Origin of the sequence: Pseudomonas sp. IT-93MI4 (assembly GCF_949767635.1) — a bacterium.
Lineage (GTDB): Bacteria > Pseudomonadota > Gammaproteobacteria > Pseudomonadales > Pseudomonadaceae > Aquipseudomonas > Aquipseudomonas putida_A.
The window spans coordinates 281,848-300,823 of the sequence record NZ_CATKPP010000057.1 but is presented as its reverse complement, the minus strand read 5'-3'; the positions used below and the strand labels follow the sequence as shown (position 1 = coordinate 300,823).

At 60.7% G+C, this 18,976-nt stretch carries 18 protein-coding genes; 12 read left to right on the top strand and 6 right to left on the bottom strand.

The window, feature by feature from the left end; all coding sequences use genetic code 11:
- Positions 1-8 precede the first annotated feature (8 nt).
- Entirely contained in the window at positions 9-563 is a 555-nt protein-coding gene (locus tag ACM6I7_RS25845; RefSeq protein WP_027613402.1) for an RNA polymerase factor sigma-70, read from the top strand.
- A gap of 134 nt (positions 564-697) precedes the next feature.
- Here ACM6I7_RS25845 and ACM6I7_RS25840 read toward each other — a convergent pair whose 3' ends face one another.
- From ACM6I7_RS25840 to ACM6I7_RS25830, 3 genes are all read right to left on the bottom strand, one after another.
- Positions 698-1,711 carry a GNAT family N-acetyltransferase gene (locus ACM6I7_RS25840; protein WP_414889514.1) on the bottom strand — a complete coding sequence of 338 codons (1,014 nt, stop codon included), beginning with the start codon at positions 1,709-1,711 and terminating at the stop codon, positions 698-700.
- A 79-nt stretch (positions 1,712-1,790) separates the two neighbouring features.
- A complete protein-coding gene (locus ACM6I7_RS25835) occupies positions 1,791-2,588 on the bottom strand; it encodes a substrate-binding periplasmic protein (RefSeq protein WP_027613404.1) in 798 nt (265 codons plus the stop codon).
- Positions 2,589-2,680: 92 nt separating this feature from the next.
- Positions 2,681-3,304, bottom strand: a complete 624-nt coding sequence (locus tag ACM6I7_RS25830; protein WP_027613405.1) for a TetR/AcrR family transcriptional regulator — start codon at positions 3,302-3,304, stop codon at positions 2,681-2,683.
- A 183-nt stretch (positions 3,305-3,487) separates the two neighbouring features.
- Between ACM6I7_RS25830 and ACM6I7_RS25825 the strand changes: the two genes are divergently transcribed.
- From ACM6I7_RS25825 to ACM6I7_RS25790, 8 genes are all read left to right on the top strand, one after another.
- Positions 3,488-5,278 (top strand): acyclic terpene utilization AtuA family protein, encoded by a 1,791-nt coding sequence (locus ACM6I7_RS25825; RefSeq protein ID WP_414889513.1) that lies wholly within the window; start codon positions 3,488-3,490, stop codon positions 5,276-5,278.
- 12 nt (positions 5,279-5,290) lie between these two features.
- Positions 5,291-6,160 carry an SDR family oxidoreductase gene (locus ACM6I7_RS25820; protein ID WP_414889512.1) on the top strand — a complete coding sequence of 290 codons (870 nt, stop codon included), beginning with the start codon at positions 5,291-5,293 and terminating at the stop codon, positions 6,158-6,160.
- Positions 6,161-6,163: 3 nt separating this feature from the next.
- Positions 6,164-7,780, top strand: coding sequence for a geranyl-CoA carboxylase subunit beta (atuC, locus tag ACM6I7_RS25815; RefSeq protein WP_414889511.1), 1,617 nt, complete (start codon positions 6,164-6,166; stop codon positions 7,778-7,780).
- A gap of 30 nt (positions 7,781-7,810) precedes the next feature.
- The gene (atuD, locus tag ACM6I7_RS25810; protein ID WP_115983977.1) at positions 7,811-8,968 is read left to right on the top strand and encodes a citronellyl-CoA dehydrogenase; all 1,158 of its coding nucleotides are present in this window, start codon (positions 7,811-7,813) and stop codon (positions 8,966-8,968) included.
- Positions 8,965-9,762 carry an enoyl-CoA hydratase/isomerase family protein gene (locus ACM6I7_RS25805; protein ID WP_414889510.1) on the top strand — a complete coding sequence of 266 codons (798 nt, stop codon included), beginning with the start codon at positions 8,965-8,967 and terminating at the stop codon, positions 9,760-9,762. The genes atuD and ACM6I7_RS25805 overlap by 4 nt, the downstream gene beginning before the upstream one ends.
- Positions 9,763-9,871: 109 nt before the next feature.
- Positions 9,872-11,833: an acetyl/propionyl/methylcrotonyl-CoA carboxylase subunit alpha gene (locus tag ACM6I7_RS25800; RefSeq protein ID WP_414889509.1), complete on the top strand. Its 1,962-nt coding sequence runs from the start codon at positions 9,872-9,874 to the stop codon at positions 11,831-11,833.
- A 70-nt stretch (positions 11,834-11,903) separates the two neighbouring features.
- Positions 11,904-12,446: an exonuclease domain-containing protein gene (locus tag ACM6I7_RS25795; RefSeq protein ID WP_027613412.1), complete on the top strand. Its 543-nt coding sequence runs from the start codon at positions 11,904-11,906 to the stop codon at positions 12,444-12,446.
- A gap of 114 nt (positions 12,447-12,560) precedes the next feature.
- On the top strand, positions 12,561-12,845 hold the full coding sequence (locus ACM6I7_RS25790) for a pyrimidine/purine nucleoside phosphorylase (RefSeq protein ID WP_003226701.1): 285 nt from the start codon (positions 12,561-12,563) through the stop codon (positions 12,843-12,845).
- A gap of 71 nt (positions 12,846-12,916) precedes the next feature.
- Here ACM6I7_RS25790 and ACM6I7_RS25785 read toward each other — a convergent pair whose 3' ends face one another.
- Positions 12,917-13,723 carry an MOSC domain-containing protein gene (locus tag ACM6I7_RS25785; protein ID WP_027613413.1) on the bottom strand — a complete coding sequence of 269 codons (807 nt, stop codon included), beginning with the start codon at positions 13,721-13,723 and terminating at the stop codon, positions 12,917-12,919.
- Positions 13,724-13,921: 198 nt separating this feature from the next.
- Complete coding sequence (locus tag ACM6I7_RS25780) at positions 13,922-14,857, bottom strand: chemotaxis protein CheV (RefSeq protein ID WP_003226705.1); 936 nt, start codon at positions 14,855-14,857, stop codon at positions 13,922-13,924.
- Positions 14,858-15,312: 455 nt separating this feature from the next.
- Here ACM6I7_RS25780 and ACM6I7_RS25775 point away from each other — a divergent pair, with 455 nt between their 5' ends.
- From ACM6I7_RS25775 to ACM6I7_RS25765, 3 genes are all read left to right on the top strand, one after another.
- Positions 15,313-15,783, top strand: a complete 471-nt coding sequence (locus tag ACM6I7_RS25775) for a hypothetical protein (protein WP_027613414.1) — start codon at positions 15,313-15,315, stop codon at positions 15,781-15,783.
- Between the two features lie 491 nt (positions 15,784-16,274).
- Positions 16,275-17,168 (top strand): sensor histidine kinase, encoded by an 894-nt coding sequence (locus ACM6I7_RS25770; protein WP_027613415.1) that lies wholly within the window; start codon positions 16,275-16,277, stop codon positions 17,166-17,168.
- A complete protein-coding gene (locus ACM6I7_RS25765; RefSeq protein ID WP_007969079.1) occupies positions 17,165-17,824 on the top strand; it encodes a response regulator transcription factor in 660 nt (219 codons plus the stop codon). Before ACM6I7_RS25770 ends, ACM6I7_RS25765 begins: the two co-directional genes overlap by 4 nt.
- Here ACM6I7_RS25765 and yegS read toward each other — a convergent pair.
- Positions 17,808-18,725 (bottom strand): lipid kinase YegS, encoded by a 918-nt coding sequence (yegS, locus tag ACM6I7_RS25760; RefSeq protein WP_414889508.1) that lies wholly within the window; start codon positions 18,723-18,725, stop codon positions 17,808-17,810. The two genes, ACM6I7_RS25765 and yegS, sit on opposite strands and share 17 nt — an antisense overlap.
- Positions 18,726-18,976: the final 251 nt, after the last annotated feature.

The following is an 18,976-nucleotide window of genomic DNA, read 5'->3' as shown; positions in this document are numbered from 1 at the left end:
TGATTTCCATGACGGAACAAGTATCCACAAGCAGGTGCGATTCACCGCTACTTCAGGCCTTCGTCGACAATCGACTGATTCTGGTGAAGATTGCAGCGCGCATTACCGGCTGCCGTTCACGCGCCGAAGATGTGGTGCAGGATGCGTTCTTCCGCTTGCAGTCGGCCCCGCCGATCACGTCGTCGATCAAGGCGCAATTGAGTTATCTGTTCCAGATCGTGCGCAACCTCGCCATCGATCACTACCGCAAACAGGCGCTGGAACAGAAGTACTCAGGCCCGGAAGAGGAAGGGTTGAATGTGGTCATTCAGGGCGCTTCGCCGGAAACCTCGCATATCAACTTCTCGACGCTGGAACACATCGCCGACGCGCTGACCGAACTGCCCAGCCGCACCCGCTACGCCTTCGAGATGTACCGTCTGCACGGCGTGCCGCAAAAGGACATCGCCAAGGAACTCGGCGTCTCGCCAACCCTGGTCAATTTCATGATTCGCGATGCGCTGGTGCACTGCCGCAAGGTGTCGGGCAGTCGCGGGGATGCGGCTTCGATGGGTCGTCGTTAATCAGCGAAATCGTGGTAACCCCATTCGCGAGCAGGCTCGCTCCCACATTTGTCCTGTGTATGCAGAACCTGTGTGGGAGCGAGCCTGCTCGCGAATGCGGCCTCAAGATCACGTAGATCTTTGAGGCCTGAACCTCAGGCCAGCTTGCACCGATCAAAAAACCGCTCACGCCCCAGAATCATCAACGCCGCGCGCTTGTGCGGAAAGTCGAATTCCTTCTCGCAGTGGAAGCACTGATTCTGCATGTGGCCGATCATCTTCGCGTTGTCGGCACGCGGTTCGGCGACCACGCGCTGGGTACGCGGATCATCCAGAAACAGATAGTGCACCAGCGCCGACAACCAGCTCGCGACCTTGTGCGGGCCACGGTGACTCTCTTCCCCCACCAGCATGTGAATGCCACGGTCGTAATTGTCGACATCATAGAACGGCGCGATACGGTCTTCCTTGGCCCAGTAGGCCTCGAAATAGGCAAACGGTTGATCGTCGAAGCAGCCGATCAACGTCAGCGTGTGCGGATCGGCGTCTAGCTTGCTCAGGTATTCGCGATGCTGCTCAAGACTGCCCTCCTCCTGCCAGAAACTGGCGACACGCGGACTGTTCTGCCAGCGATTGAACCGCGCCAGATCCTGCTCGATCTCCAGCGTGCGCAGGGAAATCCACGCCCCGAGGCGTGCATCGAAACGTCGATAGACTTCGCCGCGCGGCTTGACCGGACGCAGCGGATGGCGCTTGCCCTGGCTGATCACCATTTGTTGTGGGTAGCTGCCGCTCAGCGATGTACCGAGCCATGGCTGCGGCAATTGCCAGAACAGGGTGCGCTCGCAACGGTATTCGCCGGCCACTTCGGTGCTGACCAGCAAGCCGCTGAGCAAGGCTTCGGTGGGCGGCTGGTCCAGTTGCCAGAGCAATTGCTGACGCTCCGGCTCACGGGCGAACAACCAGTAACAGGCAGCCCACAACGCCAGGCCGGGGGGCAGGGCAAAACGCTCATCGAGCTGAATCGGGCCGGTGCCGTCACGATTCAGACGCAAGCGAACCAGCGGTTGCCCGTCCAGGCTCAGGCTCAGACGGCTTTCAGTAGCATCGGCTACCAGTTCACTGCCCGAAGGCAAGGCCAGGGCAGTCAGGTCATTCAGATTGGACATGGGTCGGGCTCACGATAATCGTCGACAGTTCAACGATGGGACGTGAGCCGCACGGGAAAATTTAGCCGGCGGGGTGAAATCAGTGTTGCGGTACCGGTACCAGAGCGATCTTGTATGGCTCGAAAATCTTCAGCATCTGTCCGTTGTCCCGCAGCTCCTGCAACAATTTGCCAAACGCCTCACCGGTGATCGGCGCGGCCGGGCGCAAAATGGAGTAGTGGTGATAAACCTGATCGATGCGCTGCGACACAAGCAACTTGTCGGCCACCTTTTCGTTGCGTTTCAGGTAGTCGAACAGGTAAGAGCGCGTGACCAAGGCAATGTCGGCGCGCCCGCGCAGCACCATCAACAGGTTGCTGTCATGGGAATAGGTCAACGTGGCCTTGAACGTATCCGCGAGAAATTTGGGGTCGGCGTTGAAATTGGCGAACTCGTAGTGATAACCGCTGTAAAGCGCCAGCCGCTTGCCCTTGAGATCCGAGAAGTAATCCTGCTGCCGACCCTCCTCGCGTTGCGCGACGAAAATCTCGGCATCTTCCAAGCCCATATCGACCGTGGTGTGTGGAATGTCCTTCCAGCCCCACTCCGGGTTTTCGAAAATCGCCATGTCGGTGCGCCCTTCCTTCAAGTCACCGAAACGCCGGGGAATCGAGGTCGGTACCAGGACAAACTGATACTCCGTCTGCAACGCATTCAGCGCTTCGACCAATTCCGGCAGCAGACCGGTGTCGGCTCCGTTTTCCGGGCGGATGGTGTAAGGCGGAAAGTGCGCGGCGCCCACTCGAACCAGTTGCGCCGCCTGCGCAGGCAACCCTGAAAATGCCGTCAGCGCGACGAGTACCAGCCCCGTGGCCGTCCGAATTGGCGAAGACTTCAAAACACCCCACTCCCCGAAAAAATACCGATCAATGCATTCAAGCTAGGCGGTTTCGCCCAGTTAGCCAGTTTCCTGACCTGTTGGAACGTGGGTTAACGCTCTTCGAGCACCAGAATCAGCGCTTCATCGGCCAACTGATCGAGGCTCAGGCTGCCGCCGGCACGAAACCAGGTGGTGGTCCAGGACAGCGCGCCAGTGAGAAAACGTCGGGTAATGAATACATCGCCACGGATAAACCCCGCCTCCTTGGCTTCGCCCAGCACCTGCAACCAGAGGTCTTCATAGACATCGCGCAGGGCCAGCACCCGGGCCTGACCTTCTTCGGACAGCGAACGCCATTCATAGACCAGCACCGCCATGGCTTCGCCGCTGCCGCCCATGATCGACTGCAACTCGCAGCGAATCAGCGCCAGCACCCGCTCGCGCACGTTGCTGGCTTCGGCCAGCGCAGCGCGCATCAACGCGGTGTTGTAACGGATGGTTTCTTCCATCACCGCCCGAAGGATTTCATCCTTGCTTTTGAAGTGATGAAAAATGCTCCCGGACTGGATCCCTACCGCCCCGGCCAGATCGCGCACGGTGGTGCGTTCATAACCCTTGTTGCGGAACAGGTGAGCCGCCACTTGCAGCAGTTTGCCGCGGGCGCTGTCAGGGTCGGTCAACTGGCCTTGGTCGACCAGTTCGCGCATGACCCTCAGGGCTTTTTGCTCGTCCACCCGTTCTCTCCTACAGTCGATCAGTCTGTTGCCCCCTGAACACGCAGGGTTGCGCGCAATTTAAGCCGCGGGCCGCAACCAAGCAAGCGCTTGGGCAGAAGATATTTCAGTGGTTTACAAACCAAGCGCTTGCTTGGTAGCCTCCAGACACTTCTGTCGCAGGTTCCTGAGTCGGAGATAAAAATGCCCACCACCGTTCGGATCGGATGCGCCAGCGCATTCTGGGGTGACACCAGTACCGCCGCCGCACAACTTGTGGCCGGCGGGCAGCTGGATTACCTGGTGTTCGATTACCTGGCCGAGATCACCCTGTCGATCATGGCCGGCGCGCGCATGAAGGACCCGCAGGCAGGGTTCGCCGGGGACTTCGTTGAGGTGCTCGCGCCGCTGCTGCCGCAACTGGCTGAACAGAAAATTCGCGTGATCAGCAACGCCGGCGGGATCAATCCGAAAGCCTGTGCCGCCGCCCTGCAAGCCGCCTGCGACAAGGCCGGGGTCAAGCTGAAAATCGCCGTGCTGCTCGGCGATGACCTGCAACCGCAATTCAAGCAACTTGCCGCCCAAGGCATCCACGAAATGTTCAACGGCACGCCGCTGCCGCCGATGTGCGTATCGACCAACGCCTACCTCGGCACACCGGGCATCGTCGAAGCCCTGCGCCTGGGCGCCGACATCGTCATCACCGGGCGCGTGGTCGACAGCGCGGTGGTCAGTGCGGCGCTGGTGCATGAATTCGGCTGGGCGTGGCACGACTACGACAAAATGGCCCAGGCCGCGCTGGCCGGGCACATCATCGAATGCGGCGCGCAATGCACCGGGGGCAACTTCACCGACTGGCGCGACGTGCCGGACTACGAACACATCGGTTTTCCCATCGTTGAAGTCAGTGCCGACGGCCAGTTCATCGTGAGCAAACCCGAAGGCTCCGGCGGGTTGGTGACACCGCTGACGCTTGGCGAGCAGATGCTCTATGAAATCGGTGATCCGCAGGCCTATCTGTTGCCGGATGTAGTCTGCGATTTCACTCAAGTGAAACTGCAGCAACAGGGCAAAAACGCCGTGCACGTCCACGGAGCCAAAGGCCTGCCGCCCAGCGATAAATACAAGGTCAGCGCAACTTACCCGGACGGTTTCCGCTGCACCGCCAGTTGCCTGATCGCCGGCATCGATGCGGTGGACAAGGCGCGCCGCGTCAGTCAGGCAATCATCGACAAGACTGCAGAAATGTTCAGCCAGCGCGGCTGGTCGCCCTACAGCGAAGTCGACATCGAACTGCTGGGCAGCGAAGCCACATACGGCCCTCACGGCCAGCGTCGTGACAGCCGCGAGGTGGTGATCAAACTTGCGGTGCGCCATCCACTGAAACCGGCGCTGATCCTGTTCTCCCGGGAAATCGCCCAGGCTGCCACCGGCATGGCACCGGGACTGACCGGCATCGTCGGCGGACGGCCGACGGTGTATCCGCTGATCCGTCTGTTCTCGTTCCTGATCGATAAAACCGCCTGCACCCTGCACATCGACATGGCCGGTGAACAGCATCCCTGCGCCCTCCCCGCGCAAATGCCGCTCGACAGCCATGACCTGCCAACCCCCGACCAGCCACCCAAACCCCAAGGCCGCGCCGACGCCAGTGTGCCGTTGGTGAAACTGGCGGTGGCGCGCTCCGGTGACAAGGGCAACCACAGCAACATCGGTGTCCTGCCGCGTCGACCGGAATACCTGCCATGGATCGCCGAAGCGCTGACGCCAGCGGTGATCGTCGACTGGATGCGCCATGTGCTCGACCCGATTCACGGCCGGGTCGAACGCTGGTACCTGCCCGGCACCCACAGCCTGAATTTTCTGCTGGAGAACGCGCTTGGCGGCGGTGGCGTGGCGAGTCTGCGCATCGACCCACAGGGCAAGGCCTTCGCCCAGCAGTTGCTGGAAATCCAGATCCCGGTGCCGCAGAGCATCGCCGAACAACTCGACTAGAGGTTGGGCTTCATGGCTTACGCATCGATTTTCAAAGCCGATCTGTTCAGCGGCCAGACCATCATCGTCACCGGTGGCGGCAGTGGCATCGGCCGTTGCACCGCGCATGAACTGGCGGCGCTCGGCGCCACTGTGCTGCTGGTCGGGCGCAAACCGGAGAAGCTGCAAAAGGTCGCCGCCGAAATCAGCGAAGACGGCGGCCGCGCCCATTGGCAGGCCTGCGATATCCGTGACGAAGACGCGGTGAAACAACTGGTCACCGAGTTGATCGCCGAACACGGGCCGATCCACGGTCTGGTCAACAATGCCGGCGGCCAGTACCCGTCGCCACTGGCCGCGATCAATCAGAAAGGCTTTGAAACCGTGTTGCGCACCAACCTGGTCGGCGGCTTCCTGATGGCCCGGGAAGTGTTCAACCAGTCGATGAGCAAGCACGGCGGCAACATCGTCAATATGCTCGCCGACATGTGGGGCGGCATGCCCGGCATGGGCCATTCCGGCGCGGCACGCTCGGGGATGGACAACTTCACCAAAACCGCCGCGTTCGAGTGGGGGTACGCCGGGGTGCGGGTCAATGCGGTGGCGCCGGGCTGGATCGCGTCCAGCGGCATGGACACTTATGAAGGCGCTTTCAAAGCCGTGATCCCGACCCTGCGCGAACACGTGCCACTCAAACGCATCGGTACCGAATCGGAGGTCAGTGCGGCGATCGTTTTTCTGCTCAGCCCGGCGGCGGCGTTCATCAGCGGCAGCACCTTGAAAATCGATGGTGCGGCCAGTCTCGGCAGCCGCGCATGGCCGTTGCACAAGGCAAGCCACAGCGAGTCGTTCAACGGTTTCCATCGGGCGTACCTGCCCGACGTGCTCAAGGACAAGGAGTAAGCCATGCCGCAGATCCAGTCCCAACTCGATCCGCACAGTGATGCTTTCGCGCGCAACTGCGCGGCGATGCTCACGGCCATCGAGCAAGTCCAGCAACTGGAACAGAACCTGCTGAACAAGGCTGCCGAAGCCAAGGGCAAATTCGACAAGCGCGGGCAACTGCTGCCCCGCGAACGCCTGAACCTGCTGCTCGACCCCGGTGCGCCGTTCCTCGAACTGGCGAGTCTGGCCGGCTACAAGCTGCACGACGACAAGGACGGCAGCGCTGCCGGTGGCGGCCTGATCGCCGGCATCGGTTACGTGTCCGGCATACGGGCGATGGTGGTGGCCAACAACAGCGCGATCAAGGGCGGCACGATCTCCCCCACCGGCCTGAAAAAATCCCTGCGGCTGCAACAGATCGCCCTGGAAAACAAACTGCCGGTGATCACTCTGGCAGAGAGCGGCGGCGCCAACCTCAATTATGCGGCGGAGATATTCGTCGAAGGCGCACGCAGTTTTGCCAATCAGGCGCGGATGTCGGCCATGGGGTTGCCGCAAATTACCGTGGTGCACGGCTCGGCGACGGCCGGTGGCGCCTATCAACCGGGGCTGTCGGATTACGTGGTGGTGGTGCGCGGCAAGGCCAAGCTGTTTCTCGCCGGACCGCCACTGCTCAAGGCCGCGACTGGCGAGGTCGCCACCGATGAAGAGCTGGGCGGCGCCGAGATGCACGCGCAGGTCGCCGGCACCGCCGAGTATCTGGCCGAGAACGATGCCGACGGCGTGCGCCTGGTCCGCGAGATCTTGCGCATGCTGCCGTGGAACGAGCAACTGCCGTGGCTGCCGGAGCCGCAATACAAGGCGCCGCTGTACCCGATCGACGAGCTGCTCGGGCTGATTCCCGACGACCCGAAGAAGCCCTACGACGTGCGCGAAATCGTTGCGCGGATTGCCGATGAATCGGAGTTTCTCGAATTCAAGGGCGAGTTCGATCAGCAAACCATCTGCGGCCAATTGAAAATCCACGGTCGCGCCTGCGGCTTGATCGGCAACAACGGCCCGATCACCCCCGCCGGCGCGAGCAAGGCCGCGCAGTTCATTCAGCTGTGCGACCAGAGCCAGACGCCGCTGCTGTTTTTCCACAACACCACCGGTTTCATGGTCGGCACCGAGTCCGAGCAGCAAGGCGTGATCAAACACGGCTCGAAACTGATTCAAGCGGTGGCCAATGCCCGAGTGCCTAAACTGACGATTGTCGTCGGTGGCTCCTACGGTGCCGGCAACTATGCGATGTGCGGACGCGGTCTCGATCCACGTTTCATCTTCGCCTGGCCCAACAGCCGCACCGCGGTGATGGGCGGCGCGCAGGCCGGCAAGGTGTTGCGCATCGTCACCGAGGCCAAACAGCTCAAGGAAGGCCTGGTGCCGGATCCGAAAATGCTCGACATGCTCGAACAGGTCACCGCGCAGAAACTCGACAGCCAGTCCACCGCGCTCTACGGCAGCGCCAACCTGTGGGATGACGGCCTGATCGATCCGCGCGATACGCGCACCCTGCTCGGTTACCTGCTGGATATCTGCCACGAAGCCGACATCCGCACGCTGCAACCCAACAGCTTCGGCGTCAGCCGCTTCTGACTGCCACAGATCCCAAGGAGAACAATAAAAATGATCTTCACCCCGGAACACGAAGCACTGCGCCGCACCGTCCGCCAATTCGTCGAGCACGAAATCAACCCGCACGTCGATGAATGGGAAAAGGCCGGACGCTTTCCAATCCACGAGATTTTCCGCAAGGCCGGCGACCTCGGTCTGCTGGGGATTTCCAAGCCGGAAAAATTCGGCGGCATGGGTCTCGACTACAGCTATTCGATTGTCGCCGCCGAAGAGTTCGGCACCATTCATTGTGGCGGCATTCCGATGTCGATCGGCGTGCAGACCGACATGTGCACCCCGGCGCTGGCCCGCTTTGGCTCCGATGAATTGCGCGACGAATTCCTCCGTCCGGCGATCACCGGTGAGCAGGTCGGTTGCATCGGCGTCTCGGAAGTCGGTGCCGGCTCCGACGTCGCCGGACTCAAGACCACCGCGCGCAAGGACGGCGACGACTACGTGATCAACGGCAGCAAGATGTGGATCACCAACTCGCCCAGCGCCGATTTCATCTGCCTGCTGGCCAATACCTCGGACGACAAGCCGCACATCAACAAGTCGCTGATCATGGTGCCGATGAACACTCCGGGCATCAGCCTCAGCTCGCACCTGGACAAGCTCGGCATGCGCAGCTCGGAAACCGCTCAGGTGTTTTTCGACAACGTGCGTGTGCCGCAGCGCAACCGCATCGGCCACGAAGGCGCCGGGTTCATGATGCAGATGCTGCAGTTCCAGGAGGAACGCCTGTTCGGCGCGGCGAACATGATCAAGGGTCTGGAATATTGCGTCGACAGCACCATCGAGTACTGCAAGGAACGCAAGACCTTCGGCAACGCGCTGATCGACAATCAGGTGATCCACTTCCGCCTCGCCGAATTGCAGACCGAAATCGAATGCCTGCGGGCGCTGGTCTATCAGGCCACTGAGCAATATGTGAAAGGTCAGGACGTCACACGTCTGGCATCGATGGCCAAGCTCAAGGCCGGGCGTCTCGGCCGTGAAGTCAGCGACAGCTGCCTGCAATATTGGGGCGGCATGGGCTTCATGTGGGACAACCCGGTAGCCCGCGCCTATCGCGATGTGCGGCTGGTGTCGATCGGCGGCGGCGCCGACGAAATCATGCTGGGGATCATCTGCAAACTGATGGGCATTCTGCCGGGAAAAAAGAAATGAGCCCCCTGCCCGACTGTCAGACTCTGCTGCTGGAACTGCACGGCGGCGTGCTGCACATCACCCTCAATCGCCCGGACAGCCGCAATGCGATGAGCCTGCAAATGGTCGCCGAACTGCGCGCGGTATTGGCGGCGGTGCGCGATGACCGCGGGGTTCGCGCTCTGGTCCTCAGCGGTGCCGGTGGGCATTTCTGTGCGGGTGGCGACATCAAGGACATGGCTAATGCCCGTGCCCAAGGCGCCGACGCTTACCGCGAGTTGAACCGCGCCTTTGGAGCTCTGCTGCAAGAAGCTCAGGACGCACCACAAGTGCTGATCACCGTTTTACAGGGCGCAGTGCTCGGTGGTGGTTTCGGGCTGGCATGTGTCAGCGATATCGCGATGGCCGACCATCAAGCGCAGTTCGGTCTGCCGGAAACCAGCCTCGGTTTGCTGCCAGCGCAGATCGCGCCATTCGTGGTGCAGCGCATCGGCCTGACCGAGACCCGCCGACTGGCGCTGACTGCGGCGCGTTTCGACGGCCATCAGGCGCGGCGGTTGGGGCTGGTGCATTTCGTCGAGCAGGATCCGCAGGCACTGGCAGAACGCCTCGACGAAGTGCTCGACCATGTTTTGTGCTGCGCGCCCGAAGCGAATGCGGCGACGAAAAAACTGCTGCTCGCCAGTGCCGGGCAGCCCTCGAATGAACTGCTGGATGAGGCAGCGCAATGGTTCAGCGAAGCGGTGACCGGGGCCGAAGGGATCGAGGGCACCATGGCCTTCGTGCAAAAACGCAAACCGCGATGGGCCCCTTAAAAGCTTCGCGAGCAGGCTCGCTCCCACAGACGGAACGCATTCCAAATGTGGGAGCGGGCTTGCTCGCGAAGAGGCCAGCACCGACACCGCAAATTCCGAGGGAACAGCCATGCCCGTCATCCACAAAATCCTGATCGCCAACCGCGGTGAAATCGCCTGCCGCATCCAGCGCACCGCCCAGGCCCTCGGCTATCGCACCGTCGCCGTATTCAGCGATGCCGACGCCGATGCCCTGCACGTGCAGATGGCCGATCAAGCGGTGAACATCGGCGCCGCACCGGTGCAGCAGTCCTACCTGAACATCCCGGCGATCCTCGACGCCGCCCGCCGCAGCGGTGCCGACGCGATCCATCCCGGCTATGGCTTCCTCTCGGAAAATGCCGAATTCGCCCGTGCCTGCGCAGAGGCCGGCCTGACCTTCATCGGCCCCAGCGCCGAGGCCATCGAGCTGATGGGCAGCAAGCGCCTGTCGAAAATCGCCATGCTCGACGCTGGTGTTCCCTGTATCGCCGGCTATCAAGGCGCCGCGCAGGACGACGCCACGTTGCTGCGTGAAGCCGAGCGCATCGGCTACCCGCTGATGATCAAGGCCAGTGCTGGCGGCGGTGGACGCGGCATGCGCCTGGTGCACAGCAGCGACGAGTTGCCGGCGCAATTGCGCACCGCCCGCTCCGAGGCGCTGAACGGTTTCGGCAGCGATGAACTGATCCTCGAACAGGCGCTGATCGAACCTCGGCACGTCGAGGTGCAACTGTTCGGCGATCATCACGGCAACCTGATCTACCTCGGCGAGCGCGATTGCTCGGTGCAGCGCCGCCATCAGAAAGTCGTCGAGGAAGCACCCTGCCCGGTGATGACCCGCGAGTTGCGCCAGGCCATGGGCGAAGCGGCATTGAAGGCTGGCCGAGCGGTGAATTACGTCGGTGCCGGCACCGTCGAGTTTCTGCTCGATGCCCGTGGGCAGTTCTACTTTCTGGAAATGAACACGCGTTTGCAGGTCGAGCATCCGGTGACCGAGTTGATCACCGGGCAGGATCTGGTCGCCTGGCAATTGGCCGTCGCCGAAGGGCAGCCGCTGCCGTTGACTCAGGATCAGGTCGCGCTGAACGGCCACGCCATGGAAGTGCGTCTGTATGCCGAAGATCCGACGCAGAATTTCCTGCCGCAGACCGGTCGTGTACAGGCCTGGGAACCGGCGTTGGGTCCGGGGGCGCGGATCGATCATGGCGTGCTCGAAGGTCAGTGGGTCAGCCCGTTTTATGATCCGATGCTCGGCAAACTGATCGCCCACGGCGCCACCCGCGAAGAGGCGCGCCGCAAGCTGTTGCGCGCGGTGCAGGACAGCGTGCTGCTCGGCGTTCAGAGCAACCAGCGTTTGCTGGTCAGCCTGCTGCAACATTCGCAGTTCATCAGCGGTGAATTCAGCACCGCGTTCATCGCGCAGCATTTCACTGACCACCCATGCCTGCACACTTACGCCCCCACCGCCGAGGAGCTGGCCATCGCCGCCGTGCTGTTTTATCAGTCTGGCGCGCAGGCGCATCGTGCGCCGCTCAAGGGCTGGCGCAACAATGCGGGCGCGCCGCTCAATTACCGCCTCGGGCTTGAACAGCAGGACTGGACCGTGCAACTGCTTGCGGACGGGGATGACCGCTTCACCGTGAACGTGATGCAGCGCGCACTGGTACTGACCGTCATCAATTGCGACGAGCGCGCGGTGACACTGGAAGTCGACGGCCTGCGCCAGCGTCACGCCTACCGGATCGATGACGAAGAACTCTGGCTGTTCACCCACCCCGGCAACCTGCGCCTGGAGGATCGAACTCATGCGCTGATCAGCAGTCAGAGCAGCGTCAGCTCCGGCACACTGAAAGCGCCGATGGACGGTGCCATCGTCGACGTGCTGGTCAGCGAAGGCAGCCCGGTCAGCAAGGGTCAGTTGCTGGTGGTGCTGGAGGCAATGAAAATGGAGCACCCGCTCAAGGCCGGCATCGACGGCGTGCTCAAGCGGGTGCAGGTCAAGGTCGGCGATCAGGTAAAAAGTCGTCAGGTTCTGTTGCAGGTCGAGTGAGTCGCCAGGCGCAAACGCAAGGTTTGACTACGCTCTGATCTATCAGGACGCGTAAATCAGGAAACCTGCGATGCCCCATTGGCTGGTCATTGATCTGGAAGCCACCACAGATGAAGGTGGCTGGCCGGTTACGGAAATGGAAATCATCGAAATCGGCGCGACGCTGGTCGACCGTGCCGGTCGCGAGCAGGATCACTTTCAGCGGTTCGTCAAACCGACCCGGCGGCCGTTGCTGACGCCGTTCTGCCGTGAGCTCACGCACATCACCCAGGCCAACATCGACGCCGCGCAGCCGTTGAACGAGGTCTGGCCGGCCTTCGAACGCTGGCTCGGGCAACACCAGACACGCCTCGAAGGCTGGGCCAGTTGGGGCGATTACGACCGCAAGCAGTTGCTCCAGGAATGGCAGCGCCTGCAACTCGACAGCCTGCTGAGCCGGGTGCCACACATGAACCTCAAGCAGCGCTTCGCCAAGGCCCGGCGCCTGGAGCGACCATTGGGGTTGAATGGCGCGCTGCAACTGGCCGGCATGCAATTCAGCGGGCAACAGCACCGGGCCCTGGAAGATGCGCGCAATACCGCGCGGTTGTTGCCGTTGGTCTTGCCACTCTGAAGTCAGGGCGAGAACTCGCCGGACACGCCCCGGGCAGGTGACGGCGCCGGGAGCGTTGTGCATACTGACCGGCCCTTTTTAACCCCTGTTTGCCCTTTTCGAGAGGAATCGCCCATGTTCAAAGTCAACGAGTACTTCGACGGCACCGTCAAGTCGATCGCTTTTGGCACCGCTGAAGGTCCGGCGACCATCGGCGTCATGGCCCCGGGCGAATACGAATTCGGCACCGCTCAGCGCGAGATCATGCACGTGGTCTCCGGTGCGCTGACCGTCAAACTGCCAGACAGCAGCGACTGGGAAACCTTCGCCGCCGGCAGCCAGTTCAACGTTCCGGCCAACAGCAAGTTCCAGTTGAAAGTCGCCGTTGATACCGCTTACCTGTGCGAATACCGCGGCTAAGCCCACGGTTTTTCCCGGTGCAAAAAAATGCCCGTGTCCATGGACACGGGCATTTTCATTTCCGGCAGCGGTTACTCGAGGATTTCCACCGGCATTCCGACTTCCAGTTGACCATTGCTGTCGTTGACCAGGTTCTGCCCGAACATCGCGCCATCGGCCTGCGCACGATATTTCTGCAGGGTTGCCAGCGGTTCGCGATCAGCACTGCGTTCGCCGGTTTGCGGATCGATGGTGGTCAGAATGCAGCGCGAGCAAGGCTTCACCACGCGGAACTCGACGTCACCGATACGAATGCGCTTCCAGCCGTCCTCGGCGAACGCCGCGCTGCCTTCGATCACCAGATTCGGCCGAAAGCGCAGCATCTCCAGCGGTCGTCCGACCTTTTGCACCAGATCCTCAAGTGACGCTTCGCCAATCAGCAACAGCGGGAAACCGTCGGCGAACGCGACCTGATCGTCCTCGCGGCCATAACCGGCCTGCGTCATGCGCGCGCGATCAAGGGGCACCTGCACCAGACGCGTCGGCTTGCCGATGAAATCGCTGACCCAACGGGCGGCTTCATCACCGGCATCCGGAACCCGCAGTGTGTCACGCCAGATGGTCACACCGCGCAGGTCGGAATCGGCCTCGGGCAGTGGCACGTCCAGCGCGGCAAGCCCGGGGGCACTCAGGGTCAGACCGCCCTGCGCATTCCACAGCGCCGACAGCTGGCTCATTTTCGCCTCGGCCCGCTGGGTCAGAAAGCGGCCGCTGGCCTCGTCCACGAGCATCCAGCGTCGGTCCCCTGCAAGACCCAGTTTGTCCAGGCCAATCGATTGCAGAATCTCGGGTTTGCCGGATTTCAACGGATAACGATAAAGCGCGCTCAGACGCAGCATGGCCAGCTCCCCGGTGGGCAAAAAAGCCACCCTATACGAGCTTTATCGGCGAATCAAAGGCAGATGCACGCCACCTGGAAGATAACTTTGTGGCGAGGGGATTTATCCCCGATGGGGCGCGAAGCGGCCCCACATGAATCAAGAAGCGGGACCGCTGCGCAGTCCATCGGGGATAAATCCCCTCGCTACAGGTTTTCGTCAGGCCGGCACTTCATCGAGCATCAGACGCTGACGCACCACATCGACCAGTTTGTCCGGCTGGAACTTGGAGAGGAAGTTGTCGCAACCGACCTTCTTCACCATCGAGTCGTTGAAACTGCCGGACAGTGAAGTGTGCAACACCACGTACAGGCCACGCAGACGCGGATCGTTGCGGATCTCGGTGGTCAGACGATAGCCATCCATTTCCGGCATTTCCGCGTCGGTGAACACCATCAACAGCTTGTCGGTCATGTTCACGCCGGTATCGGCCCAGGCCTTGAGCATGTTCAGTGCCTTCAGGCCGTCACTGGCGATGTGCATTTTCACCCCGAGCTGGCCGAGGGTGTCGCGCAGTTGCGAAAGCGCCACGTTGGAGTCGTCCACCAGCAGCACTTCGCGGCCACGGGCACGCTCCAGCACCGGATCATCGAGCTTGTCACGCGAGACTTTGGCGTTGTATGGGACGATTTCGGCGAGGACTTTCTCGACGTCGATGATTTCCACCAGTTGATCGTCAACCTTGCTGATTGCAGTCAGGTAGTGCTGGCGGCCAGCACTGGTCGGCGGCGGCAGAATGGCTTCCCAGTTCATGTTGACGATGCGATCCACGCCACCGACGAGGAAAGCCTGCACCGAACGGTTGTACTCGGTGACGATGATGGTGCTGTTCGGGCCCGGCACCAGCGGGCGCATGCCGATCGCCTGAGACAGATCGATCACCGGCAGCGTCTGCCCACGCAGGTTGACCACGCCGCAGACAAACGGGTGACGCTGTGGCATCAAGGTCAGCTTTGGCAGTTGCAGAACTTCCTGAACCTTGAACACGTTGATCGCGAACAATTGGCGTCCGGCCAGTCGAAACATGAGAATTTCCAGGCGATTCTCACCCACCAGTTGCGTGCGTTGGTCTACCGTGTCGAGAATGCCGGCCATCAATGACTCCTGGGCTTGTTCTGATGAATTCACTACTAAGTGGGGTTATCGGCTGTTTATGGCGATTCTTGATCCCACAAAATTCACCATCAAAATGCCACACACGGGCATTGATGTCACATTAACATCATGGTTTACTGACCCGGTGTTTTCATCTGCTACATCCTCTTCTGGCGCGACCACAGTTTGCGCCAAAGGTTCCCGCGCGTAAGGGAATCCCCTAGGAACAATCAGGCCCAACCTGATGTTCGCAATATCCAATAGCCATTAATGTGACGCCATTCTCATTGCATGAACGGAGTCAGGCTATTGTGTGCGATCGCAGGTCAGTGGAACCCCACCCTCTGGAAAACCTCAGCCAGTGCAATTGCACGGTGGGGCGCGATCTCCCGACGATCCACGAACGTCGACACACACGGCATTCCCTCATCAGACATGACGCTGTGGAGATAAGCATGCCAATCGACCGTAAAGACTGGGCGCAACGCTTTCCCGAATTCCTCGTCGAAGCTGAAACACTCCTGGCCAAGTCCGAAGAGTGCCTGAGCCACCTGCAATTGATCAGCAACGACAAAGATGCCATCGACTGCATGCGCAACACCCTGCTCAAACTGGCGAGCCGGGCTGAAGCGTTGGCACTGGAGGCGATCTCCGAGTTTTCCCTGCATATTCACAGCCTGCTCGACCACGCGCCGGATCATATCGATCTGCACGCACAGGCGCTGAATGCGCTGCAGGACTGTTTCACCCTGATGGCCTGGCAGATTGAACTGGTCGATCACAATACCGGCCAATTGAGCCTGGATGGCAGCGAACAAACCTCTCTGATCGAAGCGTTCGCGTTTCAGGTCGGTCAGAGCCAGTTCAAGCCACCGCTCCGGCCTCAGCCGCTTTCGCTGTTGTCTTATTCCGAGCGTCAGGCGTGATCCGCCGCATTCAAAGCGTAAATCCAGGCTGAAGACGGGAATCGCTTAATGTCGCAATTGAATAGTTCATACCTGCCAGCGACAATTCGAATTAAATAATCACACCTGACACCAGCGGATATTCTGCCGCGGCCTCAGGGTTTGCCTGTGTCTGTGTAACGATCAACTTCGAACCGCACGGATCTCTACCAAGCACAATAAAACGACATTTTCCATAATGGAACTCACGTCCAACATGGCGTATTTCCTGACTCATTGGACATATATGGCAAACGCGACCAACGGTATCTTAAGTGGTATTATGCCGACCGTTAGTTGCTTTCAACTAATGGCACAGTGATTCAGCGACTGTCATCCAACGAACTTGATGGTCGAATATCGTTCACTGTACTTCGTTAAAATCAATAACATAATTGACAGCATTTTCAGACAGAGATCCGCCAGCCACCGGCCGGTCTGCCCGTAGCGAACATCCATTGGCTCCATCCGTTATGTACGCCAGCCTCAAGTCAATCATCAAATGGCCACCGTCCCGGGAAAATGCACGCCGGTTCACTCTCATATTGAGTGTCATCGCCGCCGCTGGCAGCCTGCTGACCTACGGATTGTCTGCTCCGCTCTCACTGGGTCTGCTGCTGTTGAATATTGCCGCCACTGCTTGTGTCTGGGTGCAATATCGACTGTCGCGCAAATCGATCAAGTTTCAGCCTCAGGAACTCGCCGATCGTTTGCTGGAAGTCCAGGAAAACGAACGCCACCGTCTCAGCCGTGAACTGCACGACGATATCGGCCAGTTACTGACAGCGGCCAAGCTGCAAAGTGAATGGCTGAAAAAACGCCTGCCAGCCGACTTGCAAGCGCAATGCTCGACACTCTGCGACACCCTTGATGAAACCCTCAACAAGGTGCGCGACGTTTCCGCCATTCTCAATCCGCGCCAACTGACCAGCCTCGGGCTGGAGGCCAGTCTGCGCGCGCACCTGCTCAAGACCCTGGCGAACACCTCGGTGCACTGGAGCCTCGATTGCCAGCAACGGCTCAATGGCATTCCGGAAGAAATGGCGGTCGCTGCCTTTCGCATTGCCCAGGAAGCGGTCACCAACATTCTGCGTCATGCGCAGGCCAGCAATCTGCTGATCCGCGTGCAACGCCTGCCAAAAGGCCTGACGCTGTTGATCAGCGACGACGGACAAGGCTTTGCGCCTGCCGCGGATCCAGGTCGAGAAGGACAACGCGGCATGGCCGGGATGGCCGAAAGGATCGAACAGTTGGGCGGCACGCTGAACGTCATCAGCGAGCCGGGCAAAGGCACTCAAATCGAAGCACTATTCCCCTGGGCGCCCCGTGCACTCGAGCGGGCCAGTACGAATAAGGTTATGCGTTGACTTGTAACTTACTTCTGGTGGATGACCACTCGCTGATCAGGGCCGGCGTGCGCGCTCTGGTGCTCGATATTCCCGGTTACGCGGTCGTTGGCGAAGCCAGCGACGGCTCGCAGTTGCTCGAAATGGTCGAGCAACTGGCGCCCGACATCGTGTTGCTGGATATCTCGATGAAGGAAACCGGTGGCCTGGAAGCCTTGCAACGGCTCAAGCGGGTGCGCCCGCAAAGCAAGGTGCTGATTCTCTCGATGCACACCGATCCGGCGCTGATCATGCAGGCGCTGGAGTCCGGCGCGCACGGTTACCTGCTCAAGGACACCACGGCCACCGAGCTTGAACATGCCCTCGAAGCCCTGCGCAACAACGAGCGCTACCTGAGCCCGGCGATCGCCCATACCGTGATCAACCAGGCGCTGACCCGCACGCAGAAAAACCAGCCGGAAGTGGCCGACTCGCACAATCTGACGGCACGCCAGCTGGAAATCCTGCGGTTGATCGTACGCGGCAAATCCACCCGGGAGATCGCCAACGGCCTGGGCCTGAGCATCAAGACCGTCGAGACCCACCGCTCGCAGATCATGAAACGCCTGCAGATCTACGACGTGGCGGGTCTGGTGCTGTTCGCGGTGCGCGAACAGATCATCAGTCTGGACGACTGATCAAGCCCGCGCCGCCCAACAGCGGCGAATGCTCCGGCAAATGCACCTGCAAGGCGGCGGGGCGCGCCTCGAAACGCAGGCTGTCGCCCTCCAGCGGCTCGCCGTCAAGGTTGATGCTCAGCCCCTCGGCGACCTTGATTTCAACCCAGGGCAAACGGGCCCGGACAAACATACTGTCGAGGCCGAAGCCGTCGCTGAGCAGATTCTTCAGCGTGCCCACCAACTCCTGTGGCGCCGGCAGAATACTGATGTCCAATAGACCATCGTCCGCCAGTGCCTGCGGGCACAAGACGTGTCCGCCGCCCGCCTGACGACCGTTACCGATGCCCAATGCGAGCAGCTCGCCGCTCCAGTGAAAGTCCGGCCCTTGCAGTTCACCGTAAGCCGCGTGCAGCTCACTGAAGCGCGACAAACCGGTGAACAGATAGGCGGCCCCGCCGAGCACTTTTTTCAGATCTTCAGAGGTATTGGCCGTGACCTGGCTGCCGAAACCACCCGTTGCCATGTTCAGGAAAATCTGCCCACCGACTTCGCCCAGGTCAATCTTGCGCGGTGGCACGTCCAGCATTTCCAGTGCTTCGGCTGGCTCCAGCGGGATCCCCGCCGCGCGGGAAAAATCGTTAGCCGTTCCTAGCGGCAACAGCACCAGACTGGCCTCGTCCGGATGCGCGGCAAGCGCTTCAGCGATATCGCGCAACGTGCCATCTCCGCCTCCGGCGATGATCTTCCGATAGCCACTCGCCAGTGCTTCTTCCACCAGACGCTGAGCGTCACCGGCCTCCCAGGTCAGCCGTACGGCCAATTCCCAGCCCTGCTTGCGTTTGCCTTCGACGGCGGCGCGAACCGCCTCATTGAGTGCCTGCTTGCCATGCAGAATCAACAGCGCCCTGCGTTCACTCATTACGGTCACTCCCCAAGATTGAATCGGTATGAAACATCTTGACCACTGGTGCAGGCAAAAAAGCCATGGGAACACCATTTAATTCAAGCGACTGACCTGTTGCGTCCTACGCGACGGTATTTTTTCTTACAACATGTGAGGAATCGGCTCAATTGACCGGACACGATCCTTGATTCACCTTGTGCAGGTGGTATCAATTTTCGATTCAACAACACAAGGATGTGCAGGTAATGATTGGATACACCCTCGGA

What these genes read in the sequence shown, in the direction of transcription:
- ACM6I7_RS25840 (WP_414889514.1), bottom strand. Translation starts at nt 1,711, where the DNA reads ATGTCCAATCTGAATGACCTGACTGCCCTGGCCTTGCCTTCGGGCAGT.
- ACM6I7_RS25800 (WP_414889509.1), top strand. Translation starts at nt 9,872, where the DNA reads ATGCCCGTCATCCACAAAATCCTGATCGCCAACCGCGGTGAAATCGCC.
- ACM6I7_RS25825 (WP_414889513.1), top strand. Translation starts at nt 3,488, where the DNA reads ATGCCCACCACCGTTCGGATCGGATGCGCCAGCGCATTCTGGGGTGAC.
- ACM6I7_RS25845 (WP_027613402.1), top strand. Translation starts at nt 9, where the DNA reads ATGACGGAACAAGTATCCACAAGCAGGTGCGATTCACCGCTACTTCAG.
- ACM6I7_RS25790 (WP_003226701.1), top strand. Translation starts at nt 12,561, where the DNA reads ATGTTCAAAGTCAACGAGTACTTCGACGGCACCGTCAAGTCGATCGCT.
- yegS (WP_414889508.1), bottom strand. Translation starts at nt 18,725, where the DNA reads ATGAGTGAACGCAGGGCGCTGTTGATTCTGCATGGCAAGCAGGCACTC.
- ACM6I7_RS25780 (WP_003226705.1), bottom strand. Translation starts at nt 14,857, where the DNA reads ATGGCCGGCATTCTCGACACGGTAGACCAACGCACGCAACTGGTGGGT.
- ACM6I7_RS25775 (WP_027613414.1), top strand. Translation starts at nt 15,313, where the DNA reads ATGCCAATCGACCGTAAAGACTGGGCGCAACGCTTTCCCGAATTCCTC.
- ACM6I7_RS25785 (WP_027613413.1), bottom strand. Translation starts at nt 13,723, where the DNA reads ATGCTGCGTCTGAGCGCGCTTTATCGTTATCCGTTGAAATCCGGCAAA.
- ACM6I7_RS25795 (WP_027613412.1), top strand. Translation starts at nt 11,904, where the DNA reads ATGCCCCATTGGCTGGTCATTGATCTGGAAGCCACCACAGATGAAGGT.
- ACM6I7_RS25770 (WP_027613415.1), top strand. Translation starts at nt 16,275, where the DNA reads ATGTACGCCAGCCTCAAGTCAATCATCAAATGGCCACCGTCCCGGGAA.
- ACM6I7_RS25805 (WP_414889510.1), top strand. Translation starts at nt 8,965, where the DNA reads ATGAGCCCCCTGCCCGACTGTCAGACTCTGCTGCTGGAACTGCACGGC.
- atuD (WP_115983977.1), top strand. Translation starts at nt 7,811, where the DNA reads ATGATCTTCACCCCGGAACACGAAGCACTGCGCCGCACCGTCCGCCAA.
- ACM6I7_RS25820 (WP_414889512.1), top strand. Translation starts at nt 5,291, where the DNA reads ATGGCTTACGCATCGATTTTCAAAGCCGATCTGTTCAGCGGCCAGACC.
- atuC (WP_414889511.1), top strand. Translation starts at nt 6,164, where the DNA reads ATGCCGCAGATCCAGTCCCAACTCGATCCGCACAGTGATGCTTTCGCG.